Annotated in this window: 26 protein-coding genes; 1 reads left to right on the top strand and 25 read right to left on the bottom strand. The window is 38.7% G+C overall.

Translation table 11 applies throughout. The annotated features are described in order from the left end of the window. The 4 genes from NSQ79_RS03555 to NSQ79_RS03540 form a co-directional block, all read right to left on the bottom strand. Complete coding sequence (locus tag NSQ79_RS03555; protein WP_014632957.1) at positions 1-687, bottom strand: amino acid ABC transporter permease; 687 nt, start codon at positions 685-687, stop codon at positions 1-3. A 3-nt stretch (positions 688-690) separates the two neighbouring features. Continuing rightward, a complete protein-coding gene (locus NSQ79_RS03550; protein ID WP_045768571.1) occupies positions 691-1383 on the bottom strand; it encodes an amino acid ABC transporter permease in 693 nt (230 codons plus the stop codon). A 68-nt stretch (positions 1384-1451) separates the two neighbouring features. Then, entirely contained in the window at positions 1452-2318 is an 867-nt protein-coding gene (locus tag NSQ79_RS03545; protein ID WP_045768570.1) for a transporter substrate-binding domain-containing protein, read from the bottom strand. Between the two features lie 18 nt (positions 2319-2336). After that, a complete protein-coding gene (locus NSQ79_RS03540; protein WP_164332079.1) occupies positions 2337-3335 on the bottom strand; it encodes a uroporphyrinogen decarboxylase family protein in 999 nt (332 codons plus the stop codon). 382 nt (positions 3336-3717) lie between these two features. Between NSQ79_RS03540 and NSQ79_RS03535 the strand changes: the two genes are divergently transcribed. Next, positions 3718-4200 carry a glutathione peroxidase gene (locus NSQ79_RS03535; RefSeq protein WP_164332080.1) on the top strand — a complete coding sequence of 161 codons (483 nt, stop codon included), beginning with the start codon at positions 3718-3720 and terminating at the stop codon, positions 4198-4200. 108 nt (positions 4201-4308) lie between these two features. On the opposite strand, the gene NSQ79_RS03530 is transcribed toward NSQ79_RS03535, so the two are convergent. The 21 genes from NSQ79_RS03530 to NSQ79_RS03430 all read right to left on the bottom strand — a co-directional run bounded on the left by NSQ79_RS03530 (position 4309) and on the right by NSQ79_RS03430 (position 26284). Further along, on the bottom strand, positions 4309-4569 hold the full coding sequence (locus NSQ79_RS03530; RefSeq protein ID WP_002885327.1) for a SemiSWEET family transporter: 261 nt from the start codon (positions 4567-4569) through the stop codon (positions 4309-4311). A 295-nt stretch (positions 4570-4864) separates the two neighbouring features. Next, the gene (locus NSQ79_RS03525) at positions 4865-6010 is read right to left on the bottom strand and encodes an ABC transporter permease (RefSeq protein ID WP_164332081.1); all 1146 of its coding nucleotides are present in this window, start codon (positions 6008-6010) and stop codon (positions 4865-4867) included. Between the two features lie 3 nt (positions 6011-6013). Further along, positions 6014-6694 carry an ABC transporter ATP-binding protein gene (locus NSQ79_RS03520; protein WP_164332082.1) on the bottom strand — a complete coding sequence of 227 codons (681 nt, stop codon included), beginning with the start codon at positions 6692-6694 and terminating at the stop codon, positions 6014-6016. Continuing rightward, on the bottom strand, positions 6691-7266 hold the full coding sequence (locus tag NSQ79_RS03515; protein ID WP_164332083.1) for a TetR family transcriptional regulator: 576 nt from the start codon (positions 7264-7266) through the stop codon (positions 6691-6693). The genes NSQ79_RS03520 and NSQ79_RS03515 overlap by 4 nt, the downstream gene beginning before the upstream one ends. A gap of 148 nt (positions 7267-7414) precedes the next feature. Then, entirely contained in the window at positions 7415-8338 is a 924-nt protein-coding gene (locus tag NSQ79_RS03510) for an aldo/keto reductase (RefSeq protein ID WP_049528050.1), read from the bottom strand. A 103-nt stretch (positions 8339-8441) separates the two neighbouring features. Beyond that, positions 8442-9656, bottom strand: a complete 1215-nt coding sequence (locus NSQ79_RS03505) for an ABC transporter permease (protein WP_049528047.1) — start codon at positions 9654-9656, stop codon at positions 8442-8444. Continuing rightward, positions 9653-10546 carry an ABC transporter ATP-binding protein gene (locus NSQ79_RS03500; RefSeq protein ID WP_049528044.1) on the bottom strand — a complete coding sequence of 298 codons (894 nt, stop codon included), beginning with the start codon at positions 10544-10546 and terminating at the stop codon, positions 9653-9655. The genes NSQ79_RS03505 and NSQ79_RS03500 overlap by 4 nt, the downstream gene beginning before the upstream one ends. A gap of 11 nt (positions 10547-10557) precedes the next feature. Next, positions 10558-11355 carry a DUF3169 family protein gene (locus tag NSQ79_RS03495; RefSeq protein WP_080610655.1) on the bottom strand — a complete coding sequence of 266 codons (798 nt, stop codon included), beginning with the start codon at positions 11353-11355 and terminating at the stop codon, positions 10558-10560. Between the two features lies 1 nt (position 11356). Next, the gene (locus NSQ79_RS03490; RefSeq protein WP_080610656.1) at positions 11357-11566 is read right to left on the bottom strand and encodes a helix-turn-helix transcriptional regulator; all 210 of its coding nucleotides are present in this window, start codon (positions 11564-11566) and stop codon (positions 11357-11359) included. 13 nt (positions 11567-11579) lie between these two features. Next, positions 11580-11888, bottom strand: coding sequence for a hypothetical protein (locus NSQ79_RS03485; RefSeq protein WP_049528035.1), 309 nt, complete (start codon positions 11886-11888; stop codon positions 11580-11582). A gap of 637 nt (positions 11889-12525) precedes the next feature. Continuing rightward, positions 12526-13128 (bottom strand): nitroreductase family protein, encoded by a 603-nt coding sequence (locus NSQ79_RS03480; protein WP_049528032.1) that lies wholly within the window; start codon positions 13126-13128, stop codon positions 12526-12528. Between the two features lie 130 nt (positions 13129-13258). Further along, the gene (locus tag NSQ79_RS03475) at positions 13259-14119 is read right to left on the bottom strand and encodes a VOC family protein (protein WP_049528030.1); all 861 of its coding nucleotides are present in this window, start codon (positions 14117-14119) and stop codon (positions 13259-13261) included. A gap of 132 nt (positions 14120-14251) precedes the next feature. Next, on the bottom strand, positions 14252-14701 hold the full coding sequence (locus NSQ79_RS03470) for an Rrf2 family transcriptional regulator (RefSeq protein WP_049528026.1): 450 nt from the start codon (positions 14699-14701) through the stop codon (positions 14252-14254). 179 nt (positions 14702-14880) lie between these two features. After that, the gene (locus NSQ79_RS03465; RefSeq protein ID WP_049528023.1) at positions 14881-15744 is read right to left on the bottom strand and encodes an alpha/beta hydrolase; all 864 of its coding nucleotides are present in this window, start codon (positions 15742-15744) and stop codon (positions 14881-14883) included. Then, entirely contained in the window at positions 15731-17023 is a 1293-nt protein-coding gene (locus NSQ79_RS03460; RefSeq protein WP_149561399.1) for a PTS sugar transporter subunit IIC, read from the bottom strand. The genes NSQ79_RS03465 and NSQ79_RS03460 overlap by 14 nt, the downstream gene beginning before the upstream one ends. 228 nt (positions 17024-17251) lie before the next feature. Beyond that, a complete protein-coding gene (locus tag NSQ79_RS03455; RefSeq protein ID WP_045772302.1) occupies positions 17252-17884 on the bottom strand; it encodes a nitroreductase family protein in 633 nt (210 codons plus the stop codon). A 94-nt stretch (positions 17885-17978) separates the two neighbouring features. Beyond that, entirely contained in the window at positions 17979-18665 is a 687-nt protein-coding gene (locus NSQ79_RS03450; protein WP_084871265.1) for a YoaK family protein, read from the bottom strand. 99 nt (positions 18666-18764) lie between these two features. Continuing rightward, positions 18765-19607, bottom strand: coding sequence for an aldo/keto reductase (locus NSQ79_RS03445; RefSeq protein WP_164332084.1), 843 nt, complete (start codon positions 19605-19607; stop codon positions 18765-18767). Between the two features lie 93 nt (positions 19608-19700). Continuing rightward, positions 19701-20867 carry a hypothetical protein gene (locus NSQ79_RS03440; RefSeq protein WP_241003666.1) on the bottom strand — a complete coding sequence of 389 codons (1167 nt, stop codon included), beginning with the start codon at positions 20865-20867 and terminating at the stop codon, positions 19701-19703. A gap of 491 nt (positions 20868-21358) precedes the next feature. After that, positions 21359-24376: a glycoside hydrolase family 2 TIM barrel-domain containing protein gene (locus NSQ79_RS03435; RefSeq protein ID WP_301356811.1), complete on the bottom strand. Its 3018-nt coding sequence runs from the start codon at positions 24374-24376 to the stop codon at positions 21359-21361. 3 nt (positions 24377-24379) lie between these two features. Beyond that, positions 24380-26284, bottom strand: coding sequence for a PTS sugar transporter subunit IIA (locus NSQ79_RS03430; RefSeq protein WP_049528013.1), 1905 nt, complete (start codon positions 26282-26284; stop codon positions 24380-24382). Positions 26285-26314 lie beyond the last annotated feature (30 nt).

Genomic DNA, 26314 nt, shown 5'->3' with positions numbered 1-26314 from the left:
CTATGTAAATTGCAATTTTCTTTCTCCAACGTTAAAGAGAACTTGAATGATACCACAAATGATTAAATATAAAATGAAGATGACAAAATAAGATTCAAAATATTGATATCCATATGCTGCTTCGACTCGTGCAATTGCGGTAATATCTTTTATCGTCATAACAAAGACAAGTGACGTTCCTTTTACAATATTGATAACTAAGTTACACAAATTTGGAAGAGCAGCCTTAAGTGCCTGTGGAAAAACGATTCTCAGATAGGCTTGTCTTGTTGTTAAGCCTATAGCTTGTGCAGCTTCTAGTTGACCTTTATCAACAGTTAGTAATGCTGATCGAATGATTTCCGATAAGCTTCCTGTCGTCATCAAGCTATAGATAATAAAGGCATAGTAAAGCGGGTTAACTTTGAAGACATCTATGTGACTCCCAATTCCTTTAAAAAACTGATTTAACAAACTAGGGAACAAACTATAAAAGAATAAAATTAAAAGAATTGGAGGTGTTGCACGAATAAACGCAAGATAAACAATTGAAAAAGTCTTAACACCCCGTACCTTATAAATTTGACCCAAAGCGAGAAATAAAGCAGGTAGAAAACTCAATAGAATAGCCACAATCATGATTCCCAGTGTTACCGGAACACCATAGAAAGCCTTGATAAAGGTATCTATAATAAAAGTAATATTCATTTTTTACCTCTCTTTTACACTCAATTGTTGCTCTGCTATCCTAGAAATCAACGATAGAATTAATGCTATTCCCCAATAAACAAAGGCAACAGCTGTATAAGTCTCCAAAGAATAATTTCCTAAATGGCGACTAATCAAAAGGTTCCCTTTGCCCATAACATCAATAAAACCAATCGTATAAGCCAAAGCTGCATCACGCATAAGGTTAAGTATAGCTGTTGTAATATTTGGTAAAGCAACCTTAAATGCTTGAGGGGCGATAATTCTTACAAAGGTTTGTTCAGAAGTAAGCCCAATACTAAGCCCAGCTTCTAATTGTCCTTTAGGGATTGCTTGATAAGCTGCTTTAAGTACTTCTGATATCATTGCTGAGAATAGGAGAACCATAGTCACAAGAACGAATATCAATTTGGACCAATCATTAATATCTAATCCTAACCACCAATTAAGAAATTCTGGAACTCCGTAAAATACTAAAAATAGCAACACAATCGGTGGGGTACAGCGTAAGATAAAAACATATCCCTTAGCCAAATTCTCTAAAGCTTTATCCTTAGAAAGGCTTGCCCAAGCAACTAATCCTCCTAATAACGACCCAAGTAAAGTCGTTAATAAGATAACCAATAATGTCATCGGTAAGCCCTTTATGATTTCAGGTAATGCTCCAAAAACTTTTGAAATGTCATAATTGACCATAATTTCTCCTAACTAAACTCACTTCAGAAGCTTATCAAAACATCCTACTTTTACGACGTTACAATTACTTATTTGTCTACGTATGAGAAGACATCCTCACCAAAGTATTTTTTAGACAACTTTTCAAGTGTACCGTCTTCTTTTAGTTCCTTAATTGCCTTAGTATATTCTTTTGAAAACTCTTCGTTCTTACTATCTCGATGGAAGAGTGGATAGGTTGGAATTCCTTTATAAGGGAACCAAGTCAATTTATCTGCATATTGATGATACGCACCATCTTTATCAGTTACAGCCTTTTCAAAAGATAATTTAATATCAAAGTAAGCATCATAACGATTTTCCAAAACCCATGCATAGGCATCTGAAACTTGGAAAGATTCCGCAGATGTTAACTCAATTGGTTGATCTTTATGCTTATCGTTGTAGTCTTTGATAACATTCCACTGAGCATTTTGTGGTGAGATTGGCACCAATCGACCATTTTGTTTTGCAAAGTCAGAGATATTTTTATATTTATCTTTATCATCCTTACGAATGGTAAATCCAATAATACTTGCTCCAATTGGATCTTTCGGAATAATAAACTTTTTAGCACGTTCATCTGTGTACCACGCGCCCTTCGTACCGATGTCATATTTACCTGACTCTAAACCAATCAAAAGATCATCATCACTTGTTCCGGTATATTCAAATTTGTACTGTGGAAGCTTTTTATCAATTTCCTTTAATACAGCTACCTCATAGCCATCAGAATTACCATCCTTATCAACAAAATCATAAGGAACATAGTTTTGAGTATGGGCAACTTTTAATGTTGTTACCTTTCCAGAGTCTGATTTTGCTTTTTTATCTCCTGTTAAGCTACGTCCAATAACTGTAGCCCCAATAAGTGCTACAACAACTGCCCCACCAATAATCCATGTCTTTTTACTCATACTAATCTCTCCTTTTTCTTACAAAATTGCTGCTTCACGTACCCATTCAATACGCTCATGGTTAATATCACTTGGAATCGTGCAATCAGCACCAATGATTAACCCTTGGGTTCCAGTATCAGCAATAATCTCCCTAACCTTTTCTTGAATAGCTGTTTTAGTTCCAGTATATAGAAGACCATCTTTTCCATTTTCAAACCCACCAAGAACTGTACGACCTCCAAAAATGTTACGGCCTTTTGCCAAACTAATTCCCTCAGGACCAACCGCCCAATTAACTACCTGAGCAGGATAATCTTTAAAGAGTTCGATGTTATTACGGGCCCCTTCGTAACCGCAAATATGTAGAATATTGTAACCCTTGGCCTCATTAGCTACTTCTAAAACCTTTAATTCACTTGGAGCAATGATTTCTTTATAAATTTCAGCGCTAACTCGCTCATCTTGAATACTTTGAACACTTAGGTAAATACCATCAGCACCTGCTTCTTCAATCACCCTCTGACTAAGACTCGCAATGTCTTCGCCAATAACATCTAAAACATGCTTCAAAGCTTTTCGGTTTTCCACAATGTAATCTGCGATAAGATCATCGCCACCTGAAACTTTTCCAACTAACCATTTTAAATAAGTAACCGGAGCGAAGATATTGTAAATTGCAACAATATCTTCAGGAAAATCAGCAATCAGACTTTTTACAAGTTCGACTTGTGCAGAAATCCAAGGATGATTTGCACCTAAAGGTTCAATCGTTTGCAAATCACTGATTGACTTAAAATCTTTAAAAGCAGGTTGTGGGTATGCGAAGAAACCATCACTCATCAATTTAACAAAATCAGGTTTGACTTCTTCAATAAATTTTTTATGACCAGCTTTATTTTTATCAATAATTTCTGGATTTTCAAAACCATATAACCACTCGTCTTCAGTAGTAAAATGATGCCAAAATCCCACTGGGACACGATCAACACTTTCTCCACGAAATGCTTTCAAAACTAACTCTCTTTTTTCTGACATAAGAATCTCCTTTTCTCTTATCCTAATATCAACAGCTAATGAACATACCTAAAATACTTTCAACTCCTATTATCACTAGCTGCTTCAAAACTGAATGACATTATCTTATCAGAGATTATCACATCCGAAAAATAAAGAAATGTTATCCCTAGCCATAAATATTATTTATGATATAGTAACCCAAATAACGTTAAAACCTATTGTTCCCTTCTTTTAAGCACATGTCCTTACATAGTATTATTACCGTCAGCTATAAGTAATTCTTAACACCAAGATAAAGAATTACTATCACAAACACCATTTAATCTCTAGTCTTCCTGAAAAATCACTTCTCTGACTAACTTTGCTATAATAGTCTCAAACAAATAAAAGGAGATTTTCTATGACATCCTTATACGATTTTACAGTTTCAAATCAAGCCAACCAGCTTGTGTCTCTCCAGGACTATAAGGGCAAGGTCGTCTTAATCGTCAATACAGCAACAGGTTGTGGTTTGACGCCACAGTATCAGGGCTTACAGGAACTCTATGACAAATACAAAGACCAAGGTTTCGAGATTCTTGATTTTCCTTGTAATCAGTTTATGGGGCAAGCACCTGGCAGTGCTGAAGAAATCAATACCTTCTGCACCCTCAATTACCATACAACCTTCCCTCGTTTTGCCAAAATCAAGGTCAACGGTAAGGAAGCAGAACCACTTTTTGATTGGCTAAAACAAGAAAAATCTGGACCGCTTGGGGCTAGAATCGAATGGAATTTTGCTAAGTTTCTGATTAACCGTGAAGGACAAGTGGTCGAACGCTTTTCTTCCAAAACTGATCCACTAAAAATGGAAGATGCTATCAAGGCTCTTCTTAATAACTAAAAACAAAAAAACGAGAGTGAAACTAGAACGACAATCTTTAACTGTCGTTAGTTCTGCTCTCGTTTTCTGCGTTAAGAAAAATAGTATAGAAAGAAATTTTGCTTTATTTTAGAACAAAGCTGTCAATGCTGTAATTAAACCAAAGATAATACCTGGTGCATTGGCCGCAGCAAGGGGAAGGTCACGTTCTTTTTTAAAGAGACCATAGTAAACCCAAAGGCTACAGTTGACTGCAGCTACCAATGGTTGGATAAAGTTTCCTTTATGACCAGACAAATTGTCCATGATTTGTGGTACGTATGATACATACATCATAACTGACATGAAAGTCGCTACCCAACCAAGGGTTTTCATTTGTTTATCTGACATTCGAGACTCCTCTTTCATAAAATTCTATTTGCCTTGTACATCTAGAAATATTACAAGACATGTTTTAATGCACTAAAATTAAAACAGTGTCTATCTTACGCTTTAACAATAGAGAATGCAAGAATTTCGGGACAATGTTAAGAAGATGTAAACTATCACAAGATTGTGATAGTGCATTTAGTCTCTTATGTAGCGTTTTCATAAGAGAAAAAGACCTCGTGAAGAGGTCTAAAGTCAATGAATCTTCTATTTTTTCTCATTAAAAAGCACTGATATTAAGGATTACTGTCATAAATCATTCAGCTAAGAGTACTTCTTTGATGGTTTGCTTTTGGAGTTTTCTGTTGGATAGATAAAACAGGCTTTCATAAACCACAGCAAAGCCAAGCAAGGTCCGGAAGCAAACAATCCAATCAAAGCTATGCTCAATCTTTTCAGGAACTGTATCTTTGATTACACCAATCAAGATTTCCATGATGCCATATTGATAAACCGTCCCAAGAACAAATCCTATATAGGCCCAAAAACGATAGGGAGCGAGAATATGACCTTGGCATTCACGATCGGTGTAGCCAAAAGCCTTCATAAGAGCCAAGGTTTCACGACTTTCTGAGACGACAATCCCCAATGACAAAAAGAGAATCGAGAAAGAAAGGATCAAGCCAATCATGATCATCATGGTTTGGATGATATCATCTGTGTAATCCCTGAGGCCAAAGGACAATTGAACCATGGCCGCAAAACACATGGAGCCAAAGACTACAAAAAACAAGATCGATTTTCTCCCCCATATCAGTGACGAGGACAGCTCTTTTAGGAAGGATTTGTCTTTCTTGGGAGCCCTCTTTCTCCTTTTGACCTTGATCGGACTTGGAGACTTTTTCAATAAGCGAAGAGCCGGTGTTTGTAGTTGTCTTCTAGCATACCCAATCGCGAGAAGCATAAAGAAGGTCGTTGGCAGGATCACCAAAGCAAGCAAGAGCTGCCAGTGAAAATGAATGGTGATTTCTGGCAAAATCCCCTTCTCATTACGGAAGTCATAAAAATGTCCCATCATGAGAAATGAAGCAAAATAGCCAAGAAGCGCTCCAGCTCCAAAACTGAGTCCAAAGGCCCAAAATCGTTTAGCCAACTGGCCATTGCTATAGCCCAAAGCCTTTAAAATTCCTAATTGTTCCTTGTGGTCGTCGACAAATTGTTTGATATAAAAACACATGAGAAGAACCGACGTCAAGGACAAGACGACTCCACTGACCATGGCCACCATCCAGGAAAGCGAAACCTGGGCATCATAGTAGGTCTGAATCATCGGATTGATTTTCGAAATCTCCAACTGCTCGATATCTAGGTAAAAATTCAAGAAGAGATTAGCCACAAAGACCGCACAAGCCCCAATGATACTAACGACAACTAATTTTCGAATATCTTTTACTGAAAACATGGCTTACCATCCAATCTCATAGGCAGTCTGAGGCTGATCATTGGTCACAACTTCGGTAATCTTGCCACTATTGACACGAATGATGGTTCTAGCCATATCCGCAATATTTTGGTTGTGCGTCACCATGATCAAGGTAAAGCCTAGCTTTTCCTTCAATTTCCAGATATAGTCCAGAATCTTGCGCCCTGTTTCTTCATCGAGGGCTCCCGTTGGCTCATCTAAGAAGAGAATCTCTGGCTTTTTAGCCAAGGCCCGAGCAATGGAGACTCTCTGCTGTTCCCCACCAGACAATTCACTCGGATACTTGTCCAGCTTATCGCCAAGCCCCAAATCCTCGATGATCTGCAAAAAATCATGATTGTTTGCCAAATCAGCTCCCATCTTTACATTCTGTCTGACCGTTAGATTCGGCAATAGATAATACTGCTGGAAAATAAAGGCAATCTTCTCCCGTCTAAAGGCCGTCAATTGAGCATCCGTGAGTTGTGATAAATCCTGCCCTTGAATGAGGATATTCCCTTCGTCTACCTTTTCTAAGCCTGACAGCACATTTAAGAGAGTTGATTTCCCAGATCCAGAAGGGCCTAGGATAACCACATCATCCTGGTCTTGAATCTGCAAATCAATCCCCTTTAAAACCTTGGTTTGGCCATAGCTTTTGTGCACATTTTCTAGTTGAATCATTTCTTTCCTACCATTTCTTTGATGAGAGATTGACAAACCTCTGTCAGTAATCCAATCACTTCTTCCATGCTGAACTGATAAATACCATAAGCAACCATAGAGGCCATCCCGTGTGAGTAGATAAATAGATGCTGGTACAAGCGACCAGCCTCCTCTACAGTCAAAGGGTAGTCTGCAACGATCGAATCCAGAACCAATTGGTAACTATGATCCTTCATGGGAAGAAAATCTTGAAAGCGACGAATCGGATCTTTGCTAGGATTTTGGAAAAGCAATTGAAAGAGTTGGGGTTCTTTTGAGGCGAAAAGGATATAAGCAACCCCGACAGATCGAAAAGGCTTTTCATCTTCTAAAGCCTTGCGAATATACTCCACCACGACCATCTCCGCAGCACCAATAACCTCTGCTTGTAACTCAGCCATATTAGCAAATTGCCCGAAAATGACTCTCGGTGTGGCTCCCAGTTTCTCCGCTAATGCTCGAGCAGTTAAACTAGCCATGCCCTCTTCTCTCACCAATTGTAAAGCTGTCCCAATCATAGCCTCTTTACTAAATTTAACCTTGGGTGGCATAAGACTCCTTTCGCGCAACATACGTTGCGCAACACTTGTTGCATAAAAGATATCATAAAAAGGAAAGGCTTGTCAAGAAAAAACTGAAGACCACAAAACAAAAAACCAGACTACCGATTAGAGTGGAATCTGGTTTGATAACAAGATTCTAAGGCAAATCATTTCCTGCAGCTAGGTAGATTTGGTACCATTCCTTGCGAGTTAGGGTAACTTCTGCTGCTTTCCCTGCTTCAAGGACATGTTGTGGCTTGGTCGTTCCAATGACTGCCTGCATCTTACCTGGGTAGCGAAGGACCCAAGCAAGGGCAATGGCTGTCGGAGTGACTTGGTATTTTTTTGCCAAGTCATTGAGGACGTGATTTAGGGCCGCAAACGCCTCATTGCCGACAAAATTCCCCTTGAAATAGCCATGCTGGAGGACAGACCAGGCCTGAATCACCGTGTCGTTTAAGCGACAATACTCAAAGACACTGCCATCTCTCACAGCTGCTTTCGGCCCCTCCATATTGACATGAAAACCTGCATCAAAACTCGGTGTAAAGGCAGCACTCAACTGCAACTGGTTGACCTTGAGAGGTTGTTTGACAACAGTTTTGAGCAATTCCATCATCATAGGATTTTGATTGGACACCCCAAAATGACGGACCTTGCCAGCTTGCTCCAAGTGATTAAAGGCTTCTGCCACTTCTTCAGGCTCCATGAGGGCATCCGGTCGGTGAAGGAGAAGACTATCTAAGCGTTCAATCTGCAAACGCTCGAGGATGCCATCAACGGAGTCCAAAATATAGTCCTTAGAAAAATCAAAATAGGTAAAGCCATCTTTGCGAATCCCACACTTAGACTGGATCCACATCTGGTCCCGAAGATCCGGACGACGCTTGAGAACCTTGCCCAGCAGGACCTCACACTGTCCATTTCCATAAATATCCGCCAGATCAAAGGTGTTGATTCCAATCGACAGGGCTGCCTCCACCAAGTCCTCTACCTCATCTTCACTCAATTCGCTAATACGCATCATCCCAAGGACAATCGTGGACAGACGCTCATTTTCAGCAAACTCAATATAGTTCATGTCCGCCTCCTTTTCATTCTACTTTCATTATAAAGTAAAGAAGACCAAACAGCAATGATTTCACAAAGCAAAACACCTCCAGTATCCACTGAAGGTGTCTCTTTTAACGATAGCTTAAAGCTTTTTTAACAGTCTTGACTAAACCTAGATCATCTGTTTGTAAGATGAGACTAGAATAGATTTTTCCAATGATCATGGTGCCGAGGAGCGTGAAGGCCAAGGCAATTCCGAATGACCCCCATGATTCAAGTCCACTTGCATAGCCATTGATGGTACGGAATGGCATGAAGAAAGTTGAAATGAATGGAATGTAGGATCCAATCTTCAATAGAGGGACATCTCCTGCGCTACCCAAGGCAGTCACTCCAAAGAATCCAACCATCACTAACATCATCAGAGGAGAGATGGCCTTTCCTGTATCTTCAGGACGAGCAACTGTTGACCCTAGGAAAGCTGAAAGAACGACGTACATGAAGATTCCAAGAATGATAAAGAAGAAGGTATTCAAGGAAATGGATTGTCCAATATGTTGGGTGATAGGTGAGTCTGGAGATAAAATATCTTTCACAAGAGGAATGGAATCTCTAAAAATCCAAACGCCTCCCAAGCCAACTGCATAGATACCAATATGGGTAAAAATCACTCCGAAAAGACCAATCATGCGAGCATAGAAATAGTGAGTTGCACGAATGCTTGAGAAGACCACTTCCATGATCTTGGTTCCTTTTTCACTGGCTACCTCTTGAGCAGTGATACTTGAATAAAAGATCAGAATTATGTAAAGAAGAAAACCGATACCTCCAGCTACCATGGTCTGCACCATTTTCAGTCCTTCTTTCTTCTCATCAATTTTTTCAGTCAATGAGACCTGTTGAGAGAGGGCTGTTAACTGCTCTTGGCTTAAATCCGCCTTAGAAACATTGAGCATTTGTTGGACCTGACTCAATTTAGCCATAAGGACTGATTTGAAATCTGGCTTCATGGCATCCTCACTTTGGTAGCGAGCCTCTAGCTGGCCATCCTTTTCTTCAACTGTGAGGATTCCCTTGATCTCTTCCTCTTTCATGGCCTTCTTAGCTGCTGCTTCATCCTTATAGTCAAAGGTCAAGCCATCGGTTCCTTTCAAGCCTTCCTTGACAGGAGCTTGATCTGTTATCAAGGCGATATTGCTTTTCGCAGATGTAGATGAGCCAACGAAGTAGTTCAAACCAATCGACAATCCAATAAAGAGAAAGGGAGAAAGAACCATCAGGAAAAAACTCCATGATTTCACTTGACGTAGATAAGTTTCTTTGATAACAATCAGCATTTGTTTCATACTTCTACTCCTGATTCTAGTTTAAAGATTTCATCAATGGTTGGGGCTTGTTGGTCAAAGGTTGCCAGATAGCGACCCTTGGTCAACTGATCAAAGAGGACTGGACCTGCTGTTTCATCATCCAATACCAACTTCCAAAGGCCTTGCTTGGTCATGGTCACCTTGGTCACATGAGGCAATACTTCCAACTCCTCTTTACTGAAGTCATTGGATACAAAGAGACGAGTCTTCCCGAAGCTATTGCGAACTTCTTGTACAGGACCTGAGAGAATTACAGATCCATCACGAATCATGACCAACTCATCACAGAGTTCTTCCACATTGGTCATGACGTGGTCAGAGAAGATAATGGTCGCCCCACGTTCTTTTTCTTCAAAAATGACCTGCTTGAGGACTTCTGTATTGACAGGATCCAGTCCACTAAACGGCTCATCCAAGATGATCAATTTTGGCTCATGGATCATAGTAATGATCAATTGAACCTTTTGCTGATTCCCTTTTGAGAGGCTCTTAATCTTATCAGTTAATCTCCCTTTTACTTGGAGTTTTTCCATCCAGATTGGAAGTTTCTTCTTGACCTCAGCAGTTGACATGCCTTTGAGATTAGCAAGGTAACGGACTTGTTCGTAGACGGTCAACTTGGGCATGAGGCTCCGCTCTTCTGGCAGGTAGCCAATTTCCTTATAGGTTTCTTGACTGATTGCTTTGCCATCCAATTGGATATCACCACTGTAGTCAAGGAAGCGGAGGATACTATGGAAGATGGTGGTCTTCCCTGATCCGTTCTTCCCGATCAAACCTAAGATAGACCCTTTTTTCGCAGTCAAGTCAATCCCGAACAAGACTTGCTTCTTGCCAAAGCTCTTCTCTAAATTTCTGATTTCTAACATAGATGACTCCTCTACTCTTTATAATAACGTTTGGTAATCTTGTACTGAGAGACCAAGATATAGACATAAATCAGTGATACCACTACTAATGCTAACAAGATATCTGTATGGAAAGCAATGCCAACTAAGAATATCGCAATTAAGGAAAGCGGTAAGACATAATTGCTTAACTTGACGACCACTTCGAAATTTTCCTCGTAGCTAATCTGTTTTTCTGCTTCATCCATCATACTCATCGTGAATTCACGCACTTCCTTGGTATTGGCGTTGCGAGGAATCGGTTTTCCATAAAGCATATGGAAGGTCTTGCGAAAGAAGATATCTGATAAGAAAAATAGGACAATCAAGACAAGAAAAAGATAGAGCATGGTAAATGTTCCAAAGATAAAAGCTAAGTGCCCTGTGGAAGGTCTATCCATATACACCCATTGACTATAAAAGATGATGACTAAAAAGTATGGCAAGATCATGACTCCTTTAAAAATGGTCGCTAACCCAAACAGTTTTTTCTTCTGGATGTCATAGTGATAGGCTTCCTCTTCGTCTTCTATCTGGAGCATTTTTTGATGGACTTTTCTCGCGCTTATTAGTAAGGCTATCGTGACCATAAACACGATAAGAAACAAAAGTATTGAACCCCAAAGGAGTCCTTCTTTACTAAAGAAGGATTGGATTTCAAGGAGTTTTTCGGATCCGAACATGCCTGTCAAAAAACCAATGACTCCTCCAATCAAGCCGGAACCTGTGATGATTCCGACATTTCTCCAAAACCGGTAACGAGCGGATCGTTCTTGTTGTCGCTTTTTCATATTATTCCTCTCCCTCTACTAAACTAAAGACATTCTCCACTGGTTCATTGAAGACCTGGGCAATAGTCATAGCGATAATGACAGAAGGTGTATACTCACCACGTTCCAAGAGACTGATGGACTGGCGCGAGACCCCTGCTAGCTTGGCTAGCTCGGATTGGTTGAGACCATCACGCGCCCTCAGCTCTTTCAGTCGATTTTTTAAGATCATGGCTTTCGCCCCCTTATAGTTGAATACCCTGAATATCTTCGATGCGAACTAACTTGGTTTCCCTCTGTTGTTTATGATTCACACGAGTCAGTTTGACCCAATCTTCATCGATATCTATAATTTCATACTCAAATCCACCACCATCTACTGTAACAGTGGCCGTTTGGCCTTTCAATTCTTCTAAAAGTCTAGACATGTCTTGATTTCCTTTCACTTGTTTTTCTAATCGTCTGATGCGTTTGTTCAACCTTTTTATCTTCTTTTCTGAGTCCGTATAAATTAGAATCAGAAAAGGGATAAATAAAATCCACATGCCTCCCATAAGAATACCTCTCCTTCTTTATCTAAAACCATTGTAACGCTTCTTTTTATTTTTGACAAGCATCTTTGTCAAAAATAAAAAGAATGTTGTCAAAGTTATTAAAAATAAGATATCAATAGCACCTTTTTTCGAAATCTTTTGTAGTCTCCCTCCTTCGATAAACTAATTAGAAGAATCTACATTTCAACTTCACCTCTTAAAACAAATCCTTAAAATCAACCATCAAGACCTAGCAGATTTTTTAGTATTCAGTTCGCCAATTTAGTGGGAAAGATTTTAAAAAATTAATGGGCATGCTACCGCGATAATAAATCATTAATTAATCCGGTCAATTCAAAAAAAGACCAGTAGTGAATACAAGTACTTGGAAGTTTGGAGAATTGTCTTAACCTAAGCCTAAAAATTAAAAATCGAGGGAGCCAAACCTTACTCATGGAACTTCTTTGAAGGTCGCTGACATTCGCTATCATCTAAGGAAAGTTTTTAATTTCAAGCTATAAGTTTCCTTGGGTATTACAATTTTTGAGATAGAAAAATAACAAGATTTCTCAATCCTGCTACTTTTTTGTCTTATCATTTTGAAATTCTTTAGTCATAGTACAGCCAATCGCCAAACTGACTGCCTGAGCTAAAGTGATTACTTGTCGCCAAAAACTTTGAAACGACCTTCTGTTTGGATGTCTTTATCTCCTGCTGGTGCTACGATTTGACCAAATGGTGCTTGAGCACGGAGTTTCCAGTTAGCCGGAATGTCATATTTATCAGCTAATTGTGCATCAACAAGTGGATTGTAGTGTTGTACGTTCATGCCGATATTCTTCTCAGCCAAAGCCAACCATGTTGCATAAAGGGCGATTCCATGACCTTGCTCTGACCAAATTGGGAAATTTTCAGCGTATAGTGGGAATTGCTCTTGAAGACCTTTCACTACATCTTGCTCTTCGTAGAAAAGGATTGTTCCCTTAGCTTGAGCAAAACCTGCCAAACGTTCTTTTGTTGCCTCAAAGGCTTCTGCTGGCGTTACTTTTTCAAGCTCTGAATAAGCGATCTCATTCCAGAAAGCATCTGATTCTTCATCCAGCAAGATCACCACACGTGATGTTTGTGAGTTGAAGGCTGTAGGTGTGTTAAGGACAGCTCCTTGAATGGTTTCAATCAATTCTTGGTTAGAGAGCTCAAGGTCTTTTCCCAAAGCATAGATTGAACGGCGTTTTGTTTGTAAGTCTGTAAAGTAGGTCATAGTTATTCCCTCTTTCTTTATGATAAATAGTAATTGTTAAAATTGTTAAGCTGTTTTGTAATAATTTTGATTACAATAACCATTATAGCCGTTTTGAATGTAATGTCAATAGTTACGACTCAAAAAATCACTAATTATTAATATTTTTTCTTACGCGTGTCAAAATACCATCCTTATCCTCTACTGTTAACTCATTAGAAGATAACCATTTGACCTTCGCTCCACGATTGTTAGCACGTTCTACAATGCCAATCAAATCTTCCTTCTCTTCCACTTCAACAACATAATAGGCTAATCCAGGCATATCTTTATCACGTTTGGCTAATTTTTTCCCACCCCATTCATTGACAGCCAAGTGATGATGGTAATCACCTGAAGCAATCCAACTAGCACTTGGAATGGTAAACTTATCCGCTAGCTTCAAAACATCCTGATAGAAAGTCCTTGCTAGCTGACTATCTTTGACCGATAAATGAATATGCCCCATGCGAGTATCCTTAGCTAGCACAAAAGGCTCAACCTTGCGTCCCATCTCGTAAATTTCTTGAGCTGATAGTTCTTCAGTTACACCAACGATGCGACCATCCTCACGAATATCCCATTCAGCAACCGGCTTGTCTCTATAAAGCTCAATACCATTACCTTCAAGGTCTTCCAAATAAAGGGCTTCACTATAACCATGGTCAGCAGCCCCGACAAAAGGATAGTCCAGCTCGGCAATATGTTTGAAAACATCTGCCAAATCCTCTCGAGACGGCAACAAGATTGCCATATGGTAAAGACCATAACTTGACTTGACCGCTTCCTCACGATTGGTCTGAATCAGATGGACCAAAGGTTTGTTTCCAGCTCCTAAAATAACTTCCCTTTCCGTTTGGGTTTGAATTTCAAGTCCAATAATCTGTGTATAAAAGGCCACTTGACCAGCCAAGTCCTTCACATTTAAAACTGCCTCTGCTAAATAAATCTTACTATTATATGCGTAAACCATGTTCTTTCTCCTTTGTTGTAATTATATATATTACATTATATTTATTCTTATTGTAATGTCAATTATGACATCTTGGCCACAAAAAAAAGAAACCGAAAAACTTTCGATTTCTTGGAGTCTCATGCCTAAAAATCAAGCTCCAGCTTCTTTCCAGTTGGCCTTAGCATCCTTTAAAATACCAGCCAAAGTTTTCTTTTCGAGTTCTTTTTCCATTGCCATTTGAACGTCTTCTAGGCTCTGATCCAAAATCCCATGGATATTACGTCCTACTGGACAGGATGGATTAGGATGTTCATGGAAGCTAAAAAGTTGACCGCTTGGTCCGATACTATCAACAGCATGGTAAACCTGTAGAAGGTTAATCTCCTCTGGTGATTTGACTAGTGTGGCTCCACCTGTGCCTCTTTGAACTGAAATCAAGTCTGCTTTCTTCAGTTGCGACAAGGTTTTGCGAATAATAACTGGATTAACCCCCACACTACCTGCCATTAAATCACTGGTTAGCTTAGTTTCATTTCCCTTGTTTTGTGCTATAAGGGTCAAAATATGAACAGCAATGGTAAAGCGACTTGGAATTTGCATAACATAAACCTCCCATTTAATTGTATGATTTTCTTGATTATAACAGAAATTAAGTTGTAAATCAATGAGTTACAACATATAAAATCCTCTCAATTTAACCTAAAAAACAGATATCCTTTCACGGTCCTATCTGTTTTTTTGAGTTCTCATTTGTAACTAAAGCATTAATAATACGATTCTCACTGTGGCTCTAGCTTAGTTTTTTGCTTCTTACGGACACCTTGCCCTTCGATATGTTGTTTGACAAGTTCCACAACTTCATCATTGGTTGGTAAGTCCGAGTGCTGGGCATCTTCGCCCGTAACAGTGATTTCGGTATAGCTCTTTGCTTGATTCTGATAGATGTACTTCCCAGCTGAAACGCTAGCATCAGGAACCAACTCATCCGAGTCATAGGTGATAGTACCTGCTACCGAATAGACATGTAAGGTTGATGGGATATTTTTCTTGGCTGCTATGAAATCCGCCAGCATCACCGATTTATTTTTGATATTAGTTTCAGTGAAATTATAGGGCGTTCCGATAGTCATCAAAGAATTTATCTTGACATCGTAGTCGCTAAGATAATTTTCAATAAAGGCTGTATAAATAAGACCACCATTTGAATGTGCTAGGCCTTTGAAATTATTAAAATTATATTTATTTTGCAGGGCTTCAAAGGCCTGATTCATCATTTTGGCTTGTTTTTTGATATTGCTGTAGCCGTCGTTGTTATTTTCAAATCCGATAACAATAATAGGTTCATTGTCATTTTTCTTGATTTTTCCTTCAAAGGTAATACGCCCATTATTCCAAACCTTGACCTTGAGCAAGCTGTGCTTGGCCCCACGACGATCTTGATTAAGCTTACGCACTAGACCATCAAAACGATTTTCCGTAGCGGAACTCCCCGGAATCATGATAATAGGAGACAATTTCGAGTTGTAGAAAGTCTCAATTTCCTTGACATTTTTTTTGGTCCAGCTATAAGAAGGCACAGCTAAGCCGATGAGAAAGACAGCAACCAAAATAAAGACTAACTTCATTTTTTTATTGAGCTTCATTAGTTTCTCCTTCCTCTTTTAAACCGTGTTGTACCTTATTAGAAAGTCTTACGAAAGGAATAAAGATAGCGACATCAACCGCAAAACAAAACAGACTTACAGACAAGGCACGAAGGCTACCACCAGTACCGATAAAAGCATAGAGCAGGCTAGGGGTACCATCTGGTACAGGATAAACTGCCGCCGGCATAAGACGAAGCGCTAAAGCAATTGCTGCTATTCCCATGTTGACCATTGGTGCTAACAGAAAGGGAACAAGATAAACCAGATTAAGCAAAACTGGTACACCCACCATCAAAGGAGCGCCATTATTAAAGAGACTAGGGAAAACACTAAGAAGACTGACTTTCTTGTCCTTATAACTGGTTGAGGTTAAAAGAAGGGCTACCAAGAGAGCCAAGACTGATCCAACGCCAGCAACCAAACCATAACTGTGATAAAGATTTGTCAGAGTAAAAAGATGGGGAAGCCCTGTCGTCGTATGATGGGAAACCGCATAAGTCAGATTTTCCAAAGCAAAGCTATCTTCAGCTATAGAATTGAGAGCGAAGGCTTGACTATTCCCAATCCAAGCAGAAAAAGTACTCAAAAGTCCCATCATAAAGGTTGAGAAAAGATGATTACCAGTGACAGTAATGGTCGATGTAAACTGTCTAATAGACTGAAAGATATTTTCCCGTTCACCAATAACCAATAGAATATTAAGTCCAATTGCCAAAATTAAGGACAAAAAAATGGGACGAACCGTCTTAGGCTGATAAATATAGTTCTTATCCACAATTTGGTCATCACTGGCTCTAGAAAATCGAAAAATCTGACCAACCAGATAACCCACGAAGATAGCCAACATAATATTAATCGAAGCCGGTAAATTGATACGTGTCAAATCGCCATCGTTTAGTGGAGACATTAGTAACTCTTGCGACCCTATAATCAAACTGACCAAAAGGGAAGTCACACCAGCCGTACCAGTACTTCTACCATAATGTCCAGCCGTGTATTTTCCAGCAAAATAAGTCGATAAGGGACCTGCTAATCCACCGAGAAAACTAGAAAGATTAATAAGCACCTGACCTGACGTCTTAAAGGCCGGAAGCCAATCAGAAACTGAAAAAAGTTGGTTAATATACCCCATCTCAGAAAAAACAGATAGTGAAATCACCCGAATAATCCCTGAAAATAGTAAAAAGGGGAATAGCGAAACCAAAGTTTTCTGTGTAATCTGAACAAAGCCACGCTCACGAAACCAGAGAAAACTTCGGATCAAATAGTTTGTCATAAAAGACTCCTAGAAAAAGGCCACACTCGCCCTTGTATTAAACATTCACTATCATTATAGCACAAAGGAAAGGGACTTACCTTAATCATGGGTTAAAGCAAAAATCATCACTTTCTCAATACTCCTAGCAATCACTTTCTTATTTATTTTTAGTTTTTTGAACCCTCTTTAATCATCACATACAAAAACCGTAAGCCCCCATTTTCGAGACTTACGGTCAATTATTTATTAAGCAAAAGTAGTCACATCAGAAGCATTCAAACGAACAGATTCGAAACCTTCTTCATTGGCCTTCCCAAGGGCAATGAGCAAGACTGGCACATGACGGTCAGCATCAAGTCCGAACGCTTTGGCAAGACCTTCTTTTTTATAGCCACCGATGGCATTGGTATCATAGCCGTATGAACGAGCGACCAACATCAATTGCATAGCAGCCAGACTAGCATCGATGTGAACAATTTCATTCATCACTTCGAAAGGAGCATTTTCATACATTGGTACAATGCTTGATAGTTGTTTCTCCTTGACCTCTTCGGGCATTTTTCCTTGCGCAACGGCCTTACCATAGATTTCTTCTGCTCTTTCTTGACTCTTCAAATCGGCAAAAATGAGAACCATGGCTGATGACGTTTCATTTTGTACACCATTGTAGCTGATAAAGGGTTTCAATTTTTCTTTGCCTTCTTCGCTATCAACGACAACAAAACGCCAGGGTTGCATGTTCACTGATGATGGTGCTGTAACAGTCTTGTCCAAGATTTCCAACATTTCTTCTCGTGGAATCTTGACAGAAGTATCAAAGTTACGAATGGAACGACGGTTATACACAATATCTGAAAAATCATTACTTATTACAGGCATCTTATGTCTCCTTTATTCAGGGTTAAAAAAAATTAATATAATCAAGATTATAACATAGGAGATTTTTTATCAAAAATAATTGCTACATAAGTGCTTAAAGATTGGTTTCCTTGAGTCCTAGTCGTTTCACTTCAGATGAATAATAAACCATGATGGTAATGAGGCTGAGTGTAATTAGCCAGATTGACTTAATATAAATGATGTGCATTAGAAGAGCTGATACAACAGCACCAACCACAAAACTTCCTACGACAAAGCTATAATTGACAGCCTGACGACGATATTCTTTCTGATCATCGCTTCCCTGAATAACATAGTAAAGTGCCGTCAGCATCCTTCGATAATTACCTGAAGTCATAAAAATCACAAAGGGGTGATTTTCAATCTGACTACCGGTAAAAGTCTTCATCATGACACCTGCAGAAAAAGCAATAATCGGAAGCTCCAATAGAGCATTTGGCGTTAAGAATGGTAAAATGGCAGTCATCACACAAAGAGGAAGTAAACCATAAACACGCCAATAAGCATTCTTACGATGGTCTTTAAACCACATGCCAAAAAGAAAACCTAAGGTAAAGAAAAAAATGGAAAAGCATCGTAACATGTTATGGTACATGCTACTACTACGCCAGTCAGCAACTAACAGGAGAATATTCCCTGTCTGAGTGGCAACCAAACTATGGTAATACATATGACAAAAGACATCCAAAGCTCCCCCTGAAAAACTGAGCAAATTAGCCATCATACGTGTATTCTGAGGCAAAAGATTTCGAGACTCCATTACGTAACTCCCATCTATAAATAAAAAAATGACAGTTTCATTATAGCAAATCAACAAAAACAAGCAAAAAGCAACCCTTACGAGTTGCTTAAAATCCTATTAAAAATTAACTGTATCAGGATCATCCTGAGTTTTAATACCTTGAATCTTATCCAATACTGCCATATCTTCCTCTGACAAATCAAAGTCAAAAATATTCAAGTTGGCTTCGATATTTTTTGGTGTCACTGACTTAGGTAGTGGCAAGAAACCTTTTTGAAGGCTCCAACGTAAGGCAACTTGAGCAACAGATTTTCCGTTTCGTTCAGCAACTGCTTCAACATCTTCATTTCCAAAAATGCTACCAGTACCCAGTGGGCTATAGGCTTCAAGAAGAATGTCACGCTCTTGGCAATAGGCAACCAAATCTTCTTGGGCACAACCTGGAGCCAAAAGAATTTGATTGACATGTGGCACAATTTCAGCCGTTTCAAGGAGAGCATCAAGGTGATGCTGCATAAAGTTAGACACACCGATAGCACGTACCTTACCATCTTTGTAGGCTTCTTCCATTGCCTTCCAAGCACCTGCAATGCCAACCTTCCAAGCATCATTCTCACGAAGAGCCTTTGGATTAGGCCAGTGGATGAGCAAAAGATCTAAATAATCCACACCTAGTCTTTCAAGAGACTCGTCGATAGAGGCCTTAGCCAAATCGTAATCGTGCTTGTCATTCCAGAGTTTAGTCGTTAGGAAAATATCCTCACGCGCCACATCACTATCTGCAATCGCCTTACCTACAGAAACCTCGTTACCGTAGATTTGCGCCGTATCAATATGTGTGTAACCCGCCTTAAGTGCGAAACTAACGCTGTTATAAGCTTCTTCCCCTTCTGGAATCTGCCAAGTCCCAAAACCAATTTTAGGAATCGTAATGCCATTTGAAAGTGTATATGTTTCCATCCTGTTCTCCTTTTCAAGTTGTAACAGAATTATCTTAAAAGATATCAGATAAAAATGCAAAGATTTGCTACGGCTTGTTTGATGAATAGTTCCTTACTTCTTTTTCCGCTTCTTTTTAAAGACAACACCATTTTCTTTAAGGATTTCCATGCTCACCTTTCCAACTCCTCTAATCGCTGCTACTTCCTCTTCCGTTTTCTTTTTAAAATCTTTAAATTCTATTAAGCCATGTTTACGAAGTATACGCTCCACACTTATTGAAAGACCTTGGAGGGCTTTGCTTGGTTCTATACTTTTTTCCAATTCTCTAATTAGTTTGTGCAATTCTGGATTTTTCTTTTTCGCAACATGTCTTTGTGGACGTTTTGCACGATATTTTTCGATTAACCAAGTAAAATAATATTCTGACTGGGACAGATCAACGACTTGATTAAAAACCATCAAAAGACTTTGCATACTATTGGCTTCAAATAAGATAGGGTTGACTTTAAGCGTTTCGGCAACTAGACGCTCTTCATCACCTTGTTCAATCATTTTTAAATAATTTTCGAACTCTGGATTTTTTGCATAGAGAAGATCAAAATAGAAATCCGCATCCTCAATATGTCCCGTCATTAGAGAGACCGTCATCATTGGTACTATCATCAAATCTTCTTCGTGATATTCCATTTGCTCACATTCGAAAAAGTTTTTAGCCTTATCATAGTCCTCCAGATTACAATAGGTAGCCATCAATTCGTAACGGACTCCCATGTGATCTTGAACATCTATCTCTAGAATCTCTTCAAATTCCTTAATAGCAAACCGCTTCATACTGTTGCTTAAATAAAATTTAGCAAGATTATACTTCAAAGACAAATAAGGACGCTCGTCAAGATTAGCCCAGCCCATTTTTGGACCTTGATCCCACTTGGACCTTTGCTCTTTTTCTAAAGCAATTAGGCCTTTTAGATGTTCAAGTGGACTTTGAAAAGTTAAGAGCATCTGCTTAGCATCAAGATTTTCAGGATCTAGTTTTAAAGCTTCTGTCAAAAATTCCTGACTTCTCGAAGGATCTTCCTCGTGATAATGATAAGCCTCTTCAATGAGTTTCCAAGCTCTCTCCTGCTTTGAATCATAGGAAGTGATCTCATCAAAAAGCCCTTGGTTGTATTGTCTTGCAAAATCTTCAAGAGCCATGTCCACACTGAGATACTCTGTAATATGTTCTTCTAAGAATGCTTCTGCTTTTTTTGTGAAATCTTCAAAAGATGATGTCATCAATCTTCTCCAATCTATGTTTATTTCTCTAACTACTATTGTATACGTTTTCATAGAACATTACTATATTCTAAGTGAAATCAACAACCTCTTAAATTTTTATTGACAAGAATAGACGCCAATCACAATCCAGATAAGAATCCATAGAGTCTTCTTTTTGAACATCTAAACTCAAAGTTGTATACTTATATTAGATAGAGTGCCATTGGACGATTAACATCAAGGCATAATCTTCAAGTTTCATTTAGAACTACAAAAAATCATTAATGTCTTGGGAGTGGTTTAGTCCCTTTTCTATATCAATAACTTTAACTCACTTTTTCATAATTTTACTTGACCACCCCCATTTTTAAGGGAATTGAAAACTGAGTTATATTTTAAAAGGAAACAGAGGTCTGTTTCCTTTTTTCTTACTTCAAACCATGACAAAAGGAAACCCTTTCGAGTTTCCTTTATCAAATATATCGTTGGAGGCAAAGTCCAATAATACTTTAGTTGAGTGGTTCAATCATGAAGCTCAATTGATAGCTATCTGCTGAGCTAACCAAGAATTCGTCATGAACTGGAGCACCCCATGAGTCGTCACCACCGACACCCATTTGAGCAGCAAGAACTTTAATCCATGTAGCATCAGATTGTTGCAATTCATATTGATGACGAGCATTTTCAATTTGTTCAGTACTGTTACGCAAAGCACTGAATTCGAATGCCTTATTAAGTGCGGTGAATTTAAGACCATTATGGTTATCATCAGATACTGTAAATTCACGAGTACCATAGTGATTACCAGATTCTTGTGGCATTAGATATGGAGCAAATGTCTTTTCAACAGATGTTTCATATCGACCAAGATAGGCACCAGGAAGTTTATCAAGGTAGCTTTCTTCTGCACCGTATCCATAATAGCTTAGGTTTGTAAATTGTGAACCGATAGCAAATTCTAGACCAAATTCAGGGAAGTTTGGCAAACCTGCTTTACCATCATAGTTTGCAGTAACAAAGATTCGACCCTTGTAATCAACTTGATAAGTCACCTTAACTTCGACATCAGACAAGCCAGGCAATTCATGAACATAAGTCACTTTAACAGAGTCATCTTCAATTTGAATTTGAGTATCTGTAACCTTACTATAGTTTCCAGCAACTTTCCAGCCTGCCATTTCGAATGGATATCCAGCACCACGATCGTTGTCGGTGTAAGCACGAGTAAAGTTAAGTTTAGGACCTTTCTCAATGAATTCAACACCGTTATACTTAGCAGATACTAGCGTATTTTGTGCACGTGAAAGCAAGATAGAGAAGTTTTGTCCTTGAATTCCGATGTTGAAGTCGCCTTCAACAACATTCAAAGGTGCTTTAACTGGTGTTTCAGTGCTAATCTTTTCAGCAACATATTGACCACGAACAATTTCATGTCCTTTTGGAGCCCATTCAGTTGCTTCATTCTGAACACAAGCAACTTCATAAATTCGTTCAGCATTTGAAGCTCCAACAGCGAATTCTACTGGGAATGTTGCTTCTTCACCTGGTTTAACATCAAAGTGATATTCACTTTCGCTAACTTTTCTACCATCTTCGTAAACTCTAGCTAGGAAAGTATAAGCAGAAAGATCTTCAAAGACATTATCATTCTTGATAGTTACTGATTTTTCATCAACAGCAATCTTAATATTAGAGTAAAGATGTTTAACTGTTTGAAGTTTTGGAGTTAGGGTACGATCTGCGAAGACAATACCATTTCCACAAAATTCGTAGTCAGAAGGTCTATCATGCCAGTCACCACCATATGATAGGAATTCGCTACCATTTGGAAGTGGTTTGTAAATAGCTTGGTCAATGAAGTCCCAAATAAATCCACCTTGGTATTCTGGATATTTCTCTAAGTCAGTGTAGAGTTTCAATCCACCACCAGAGTTACCCATTGTGTGCATGTATTCACATGAAATATAAGGTTTTTGAGGATTGTTAGTGAGGTATTCTTCAATATCAGCTGGTTTCGCATACATACGACTTTCGATGTCTGTAATGTAATCAAATTCACGACACCATGTAACACCTTCATAGTGAACTGGACGAGTATTGTCAACACTACGGAAGTAATCAGCCATGTCAGCAATATCTTTACCAGCATATGATTCATTACCACAAGACCAAATGATAACACTAGCATGGTTCTTATCACGTTGGAACATGTTATTGGCACGATTCAAACAAGCAGGCAACCATTCTGGTTCACTAGCTGGGATATTCCATGAAGGTTCGCTTAGACCAAGTTTTTGCCATGTACCGTGTGTTTCAAGGTTGGCTTCATCGATAACATAAAGTCCATATTCATCACACAATTCATACCAACGTGTTTGGTTAGGATAGTGAGAAGTACGAACAGCATTGATGTTATGTTGTTTCATCACTTTGATATCCCAAAGCATATCTTCTTCAGTGATACAACGTCCTGTTCTAGCGTTAAATTCGTGTCTGTTAACCCCTTTAAAGACAATTCTCTTACCATTCAAAAGCATGAGTGTATCTTTAATTTCAAAGTGTCTAAATCCAACTTTAACTGGAACGACTTCAACAACTTGGTCATCATCCAAAACATGAAGGGTCAAATTGTAAAGTTTAGGATTTTCAGCACTCCAAGGTTTGATTTTCAGATTTTCAAGACTTACAGATAGTTCACCGTCACCATTAACAGATGCATCACCTTCTGTAACGATGCCTTCATGATCTGAAAGAACATATTTAATTTTCTTATCTTCGTAATCACCAACAGTCTTCAAATCAATATCCAATTGACCTGCTTTTGTTTGGTAATCATAATCTCCCTTAACAAAGAGATCTTGAACGTGAACTTTTGGAATAGCGTACAAGTAAACATCTCTGAAAATACCGTAAAGTCTCCAGAAGTCTTGGTCTTCCAACCAGCTTGCTGTAGAGTAACGATAAACAGCTACCGCCAACTTGTTATCACCTTCAACAAGGTAATCACTGATTTCAAATTCACTAGGTGTAAATGAATCTTCACTGTATCCTACGAAGTTACCATTGACCCATACAAAGATGGAAGTGGCAACCCCTTGGAATGAGATAAATACTTTTTTATCTTTTAAAGCATCATTCAAGGTAAAATGTTTAACGTATGATGCAACAGCATTTGATTCTTGAGGAACTTGAGGTGGACGAAGGAATTCTTTACCATCCCAAGGATATTGGGTATTCACATATTGTGGAGAACCAAAACCTTGAAGTTCCAAATGACCTGGTACATTGATGAAATTCAAATCAGTTTCATCAAATTCTGTTTTATAAAAGTCTTTTAAAACTTGATTTGTATTCTGAGCATAGTGAATTTTCCATTTTCCATTAAGAGATTGTCTTAACTTCATCTCCCCTTCAGAAAATTCTGCAAGAGATTCAAAATACTTATGATCTGAGTGAGCGTCAACAGTATTAACGCTAACAATCTTTGGATCGTTTAAGTAAGTTTGAATTTTTTCAGTCGTGTTCATAGATTATTCTCCTTTTTTGAAGGTAATAACTTCAGACAAAGCTTCTACCTTTTCTCCAACTTCTTGTTCAAGATGGAAAGCACTGAATTTTTCTGAATTGGTTACAGTGACAAGTACTGTGTCATCAAGACCGTTTTTCTCAATAATTGGTGACCAGAACTCAAGAAGTTTTTGTCCAACTTCAACACGATCACCTTGTTCTACGTAACTAATGAATCCTTCACCTTTAAGTTTAACTGTTCCGATACCAACGTGGATAAGAACAATGACACCATCTTCACTTTCAATACCAACTGCATGGCGAGTAGGAAGAACTTGACGAATGGTACCACTAATTGGTGCAAAGACAGCTCCATCAGTAGGTTTAATGGCGAAACCTTTACCCATGCTACCTGAAGCAAAGTGTTCATCATTAACACTTGAGAGGTCAAGCAAATGACCAGTTGTAGGGTTTACAAGAGATACGACGTTAGCTTTAACTTCATTTTCAGAAGTTGCTACGCTAAAGCGATGTTCCAATTCTTCGACGATTTCAGCGTGACGTGCTTCAGTCAAAGTGATTTTACGAGCAATAATGAAGGCACCGATGAGCATTGCTGCTGCTGGAAAACCAAACATGCTAAGCTTAAAGATAGACTGTTGATGTGTTGTAATTGTTGATGCTGAGGCACCTGTTGTCATACCAGCAGCTACGGCAATTGTAGAAACAAGCCAGTTTGACATCGCACCACCAAGTTTATCAACAAGTGGACGAACTGACAAAGTAAGTGATTCATCACGGTGTCCCAATTTCCATTGACCATATTCTACTGAGTCAGAGATAATCATGAGGATAACAAGGAACACAAGAGGTTGTGGAATAAAGAAGAGTTCAGCAGCAGTCAAGATCATTGGAAGTGATGTTCCTGCAATACTAAAGATTCCGATACCACCGAGCATTACTGCAATACATCCATAGAACAAACGTTTACGGTTGAATTTACCAGCTAGGCTAGGGAAGAGTGAAACTGAAACCAAACCAACAACTGTATTCAATCCGTAAAGGATTGAGTATTTCCCTGGATCACCAAGGATAAATGTGAAGTAAAAAAGTTGAAGAGCATTAAGTGTATTAATACCAAGACCATAGAACCAATATCCGAGAGACAACCACATCAATTGGTCGTTTTTACCAAGAACTTTAAAGACTTGTTTAAGGCTAGTTTTTTCTTTGTTATCACGAAGTTTTGACTCAACTTCACGTGTACCAATACCAACAGCAATTGATGTAATCACACCAATGAGAGCAACGATAAATGCAAACCAGAACCATCCAGATTTATCTCCAGAACCACTACTGTTCGTCATAGAGAAGAACAAAACGATTGGCATGATGGCAACACCTACAATATTGGCACCAATCGTAGAACCAATACGGGCAAAAGTTGCCATTTTTTCACGTTCATGACTGTCAAGAGACAAGGCAGGAATCATTGACCAGAAACCGATATCTTTAATTGAGTAGAAGACATCCATTACAAGGTAGATAATTCCGAAAAGTACAAGGTACAAGAAAGGATTTGTTTTATTCAAACCACCTAAATCGGTGAAGAGAAGCAACAAGGCGATAGAACTGATGATACCACCACCAACTACCCATGGTTTGAATTTACCATACTTAGTATGAGTGTTATCAATCATGTTACCGATCAATGGATCGATAAATACTTCCAAGATACGCAAAATAGCGATGATGTTAGTAATTAATAGTACGTAGTGACTATTTTGCTTTGGATCACCTGTGTTAAACAAGTGAGTTGTCACAAACATGATAAAGTATGTTGACAACGTTGCATAGAAGACGTCGTTACCAAAAGCACCAGCTGAATAGGATAGACGAGACTTCATTTGACCTTTAGATTTTCCCATTACGAAAACCTCCTGTTAGTTGTTTTTTTT

The organism is Streptococcus sp. FSL W7-1342, from assembly GCF_037966635.1.
Classification (GTDB): Bacteria; Bacillota; Bacilli; order Lactobacillales; family Streptococcaceae; genus Streptococcus; species Streptococcus salivarius_D.
Note: the sequence above shows the minus strand (reverse complement) of the source record. Positions and strands in the feature narration are given on the sequence as shown.

Excerpts from the sequence above, each read along its gene's own strand:
- NSQ79_RS03555 (WP_014632957.1), bottom strand. The coding sequence starts at position 687 with ATGAATATTACTTTTATTATAGATACCTTTATCAAGGCTTTCTATGGT.
- NSQ79_RS03550 (WP_045768571.1), bottom strand. The coding sequence starts at position 1,383 with ATGGTCAATTATGACATTTCAAAAGTTTTTGGAGCATTACCTGAAATC.
- NSQ79_RS03545 (WP_045768570.1), bottom strand. The coding sequence starts at position 2,318 with ATGAGTAAAAAGACATGGATTATTGGTGGGGCAGTTGTTGTAGCACTT.
- NSQ79_RS03540 (WP_164332079.1), bottom strand. The coding sequence starts at position 3,335 with ATGTCAGAAAAAAGAGAGTTAGTTTTGAAAGCATTTCGTGGAGAAAGT.
- NSQ79_RS03535 (WP_164332080.1), top strand. The coding sequence starts at position 3,718 with ATGACATCCTTATACGATTTTACAGTTTCAAATCAAGCCAACCAGCTT.
- NSQ79_RS03530 (WP_002885327.1), bottom strand. The coding sequence starts at position 4,569 with ATGTCAGATAAACAAATGAAAACCCTTGGTTGGGTAGCGACTTTCATG.
- NSQ79_RS03525 (WP_164332081.1), bottom strand. The coding sequence starts at position 6,010 with ATGTTTTCAGTAAAAGATATTCGAAAATTAGTTGTCGTTAGTATCATT.
- NSQ79_RS03520 (WP_164332082.1), bottom strand. The coding sequence starts at position 6,694 with ATGATTCAACTAGAAAATGTGCACAAAAGCTATGGCCAAACCAAGGTT.
- NSQ79_RS03515 (WP_164332083.1), bottom strand. The coding sequence starts at position 7,266 with ATGCCACCCAAGGTTAAATTTAGTAAAGAGGCTATGATTGGGACAGCT.
- NSQ79_RS03510 (WP_049528050.1), bottom strand. The coding sequence starts at position 8,338 with ATGAACTATATTGAGTTTGCTGAAAATGAGCGTCTGTCCACGATTGTC.
- NSQ79_RS03505 (WP_049528047.1), bottom strand. The coding sequence starts at position 9,656 with ATGAAACAAATGCTGATTGTTATCAAAGAAACTTATCTACGTCAAGTG.
- NSQ79_RS03500 (WP_049528044.1), bottom strand. The coding sequence starts at position 10,546 with ATGTTAGAAATCAGAAATTTAGAGAAGAGCTTTGGCAAGAAGCAAGTC.
- NSQ79_RS03495 (WP_080610655.1), bottom strand. The coding sequence starts at position 11,355 with ATGAAAAAGCGACAACAAGAACGATCCGCTCGTTACCGGTTTTGGAGA.
- NSQ79_RS03490 (WP_080610656.1), bottom strand. The coding sequence starts at position 11,566 with ATGATCTTAAAAAATCGACTGAAAGAGCTGAGGGCGCGTGATGGTCTC.
- NSQ79_RS03485 (WP_049528035.1), bottom strand. The coding sequence starts at position 11,888 with ATGGGAGGCATGTGGATTTTATTTATCCCTTTTCTGATTCTAATTTAT.
- NSQ79_RS03480 (WP_049528032.1), bottom strand. The coding sequence starts at position 13,128 with ATGACCTACTTTACAGACTTACAAACAAAACGCCGTTCAATCTATGCT.
- NSQ79_RS03475 (WP_049528030.1), bottom strand. The coding sequence starts at position 14,119 with ATGGTTTACGCATATAATAGTAAGATTTATTTAGCAGAGGCAGTTTTA.
- NSQ79_RS03470 (WP_049528026.1), bottom strand. The coding sequence starts at position 14,701 with ATGCAAATTCCAAGTCGCTTTACCATTGCTGTTCATATTTTGACCCTT.
- NSQ79_RS03465 (WP_049528023.1), bottom strand. The coding sequence starts at position 15,744 with ATGAAGCTCAATAAAAAAATGAAGTTAGTCTTTATTTTGGTTGCTGTC.
- NSQ79_RS03460 (WP_149561399.1), bottom strand. The coding sequence starts at position 17,023 with ATGACAAACTATTTGATCCGAAGTTTTCTCTGGTTTCGTGAGCGTGGC.
- NSQ79_RS03455 (WP_045772302.1), bottom strand. The coding sequence starts at position 17,884 with ATGCCTGTAATAAGTAATGATTTTTCAGATATTGTGTATAACCGTCGT.
- NSQ79_RS03450 (WP_084871265.1), bottom strand. The coding sequence starts at position 18,665 with ATGGAGTCTCGAAATCTTTTGCCTCAGAATACACGTATGATGGCTAAT.
- NSQ79_RS03445 (WP_164332084.1), bottom strand. The coding sequence starts at position 19,607 with ATGGAAACATATACACTTTCAAATGGCATTACGATTCCTAAAATTGGT.
- NSQ79_RS03440 (WP_241003666.1), bottom strand. The coding sequence starts at position 20,867 with ATGACATCATCTTTTGAAGATTTCACAAAAAAAGCAGAAGCATTCTTA.
- NSQ79_RS03435 (WP_301356811.1), bottom strand. The coding sequence starts at position 24,376 with ATGAACACGACTGAAAAAATTCAAACTTACTTAAACGATCCAAAGATT.
- NSQ79_RS03430 (WP_049528013.1), bottom strand. The coding sequence starts at position 26,284 with ATGGGAAAATCTAAAGGTCAAATGAAGTCTCGTCTATCCTATTCAGCT.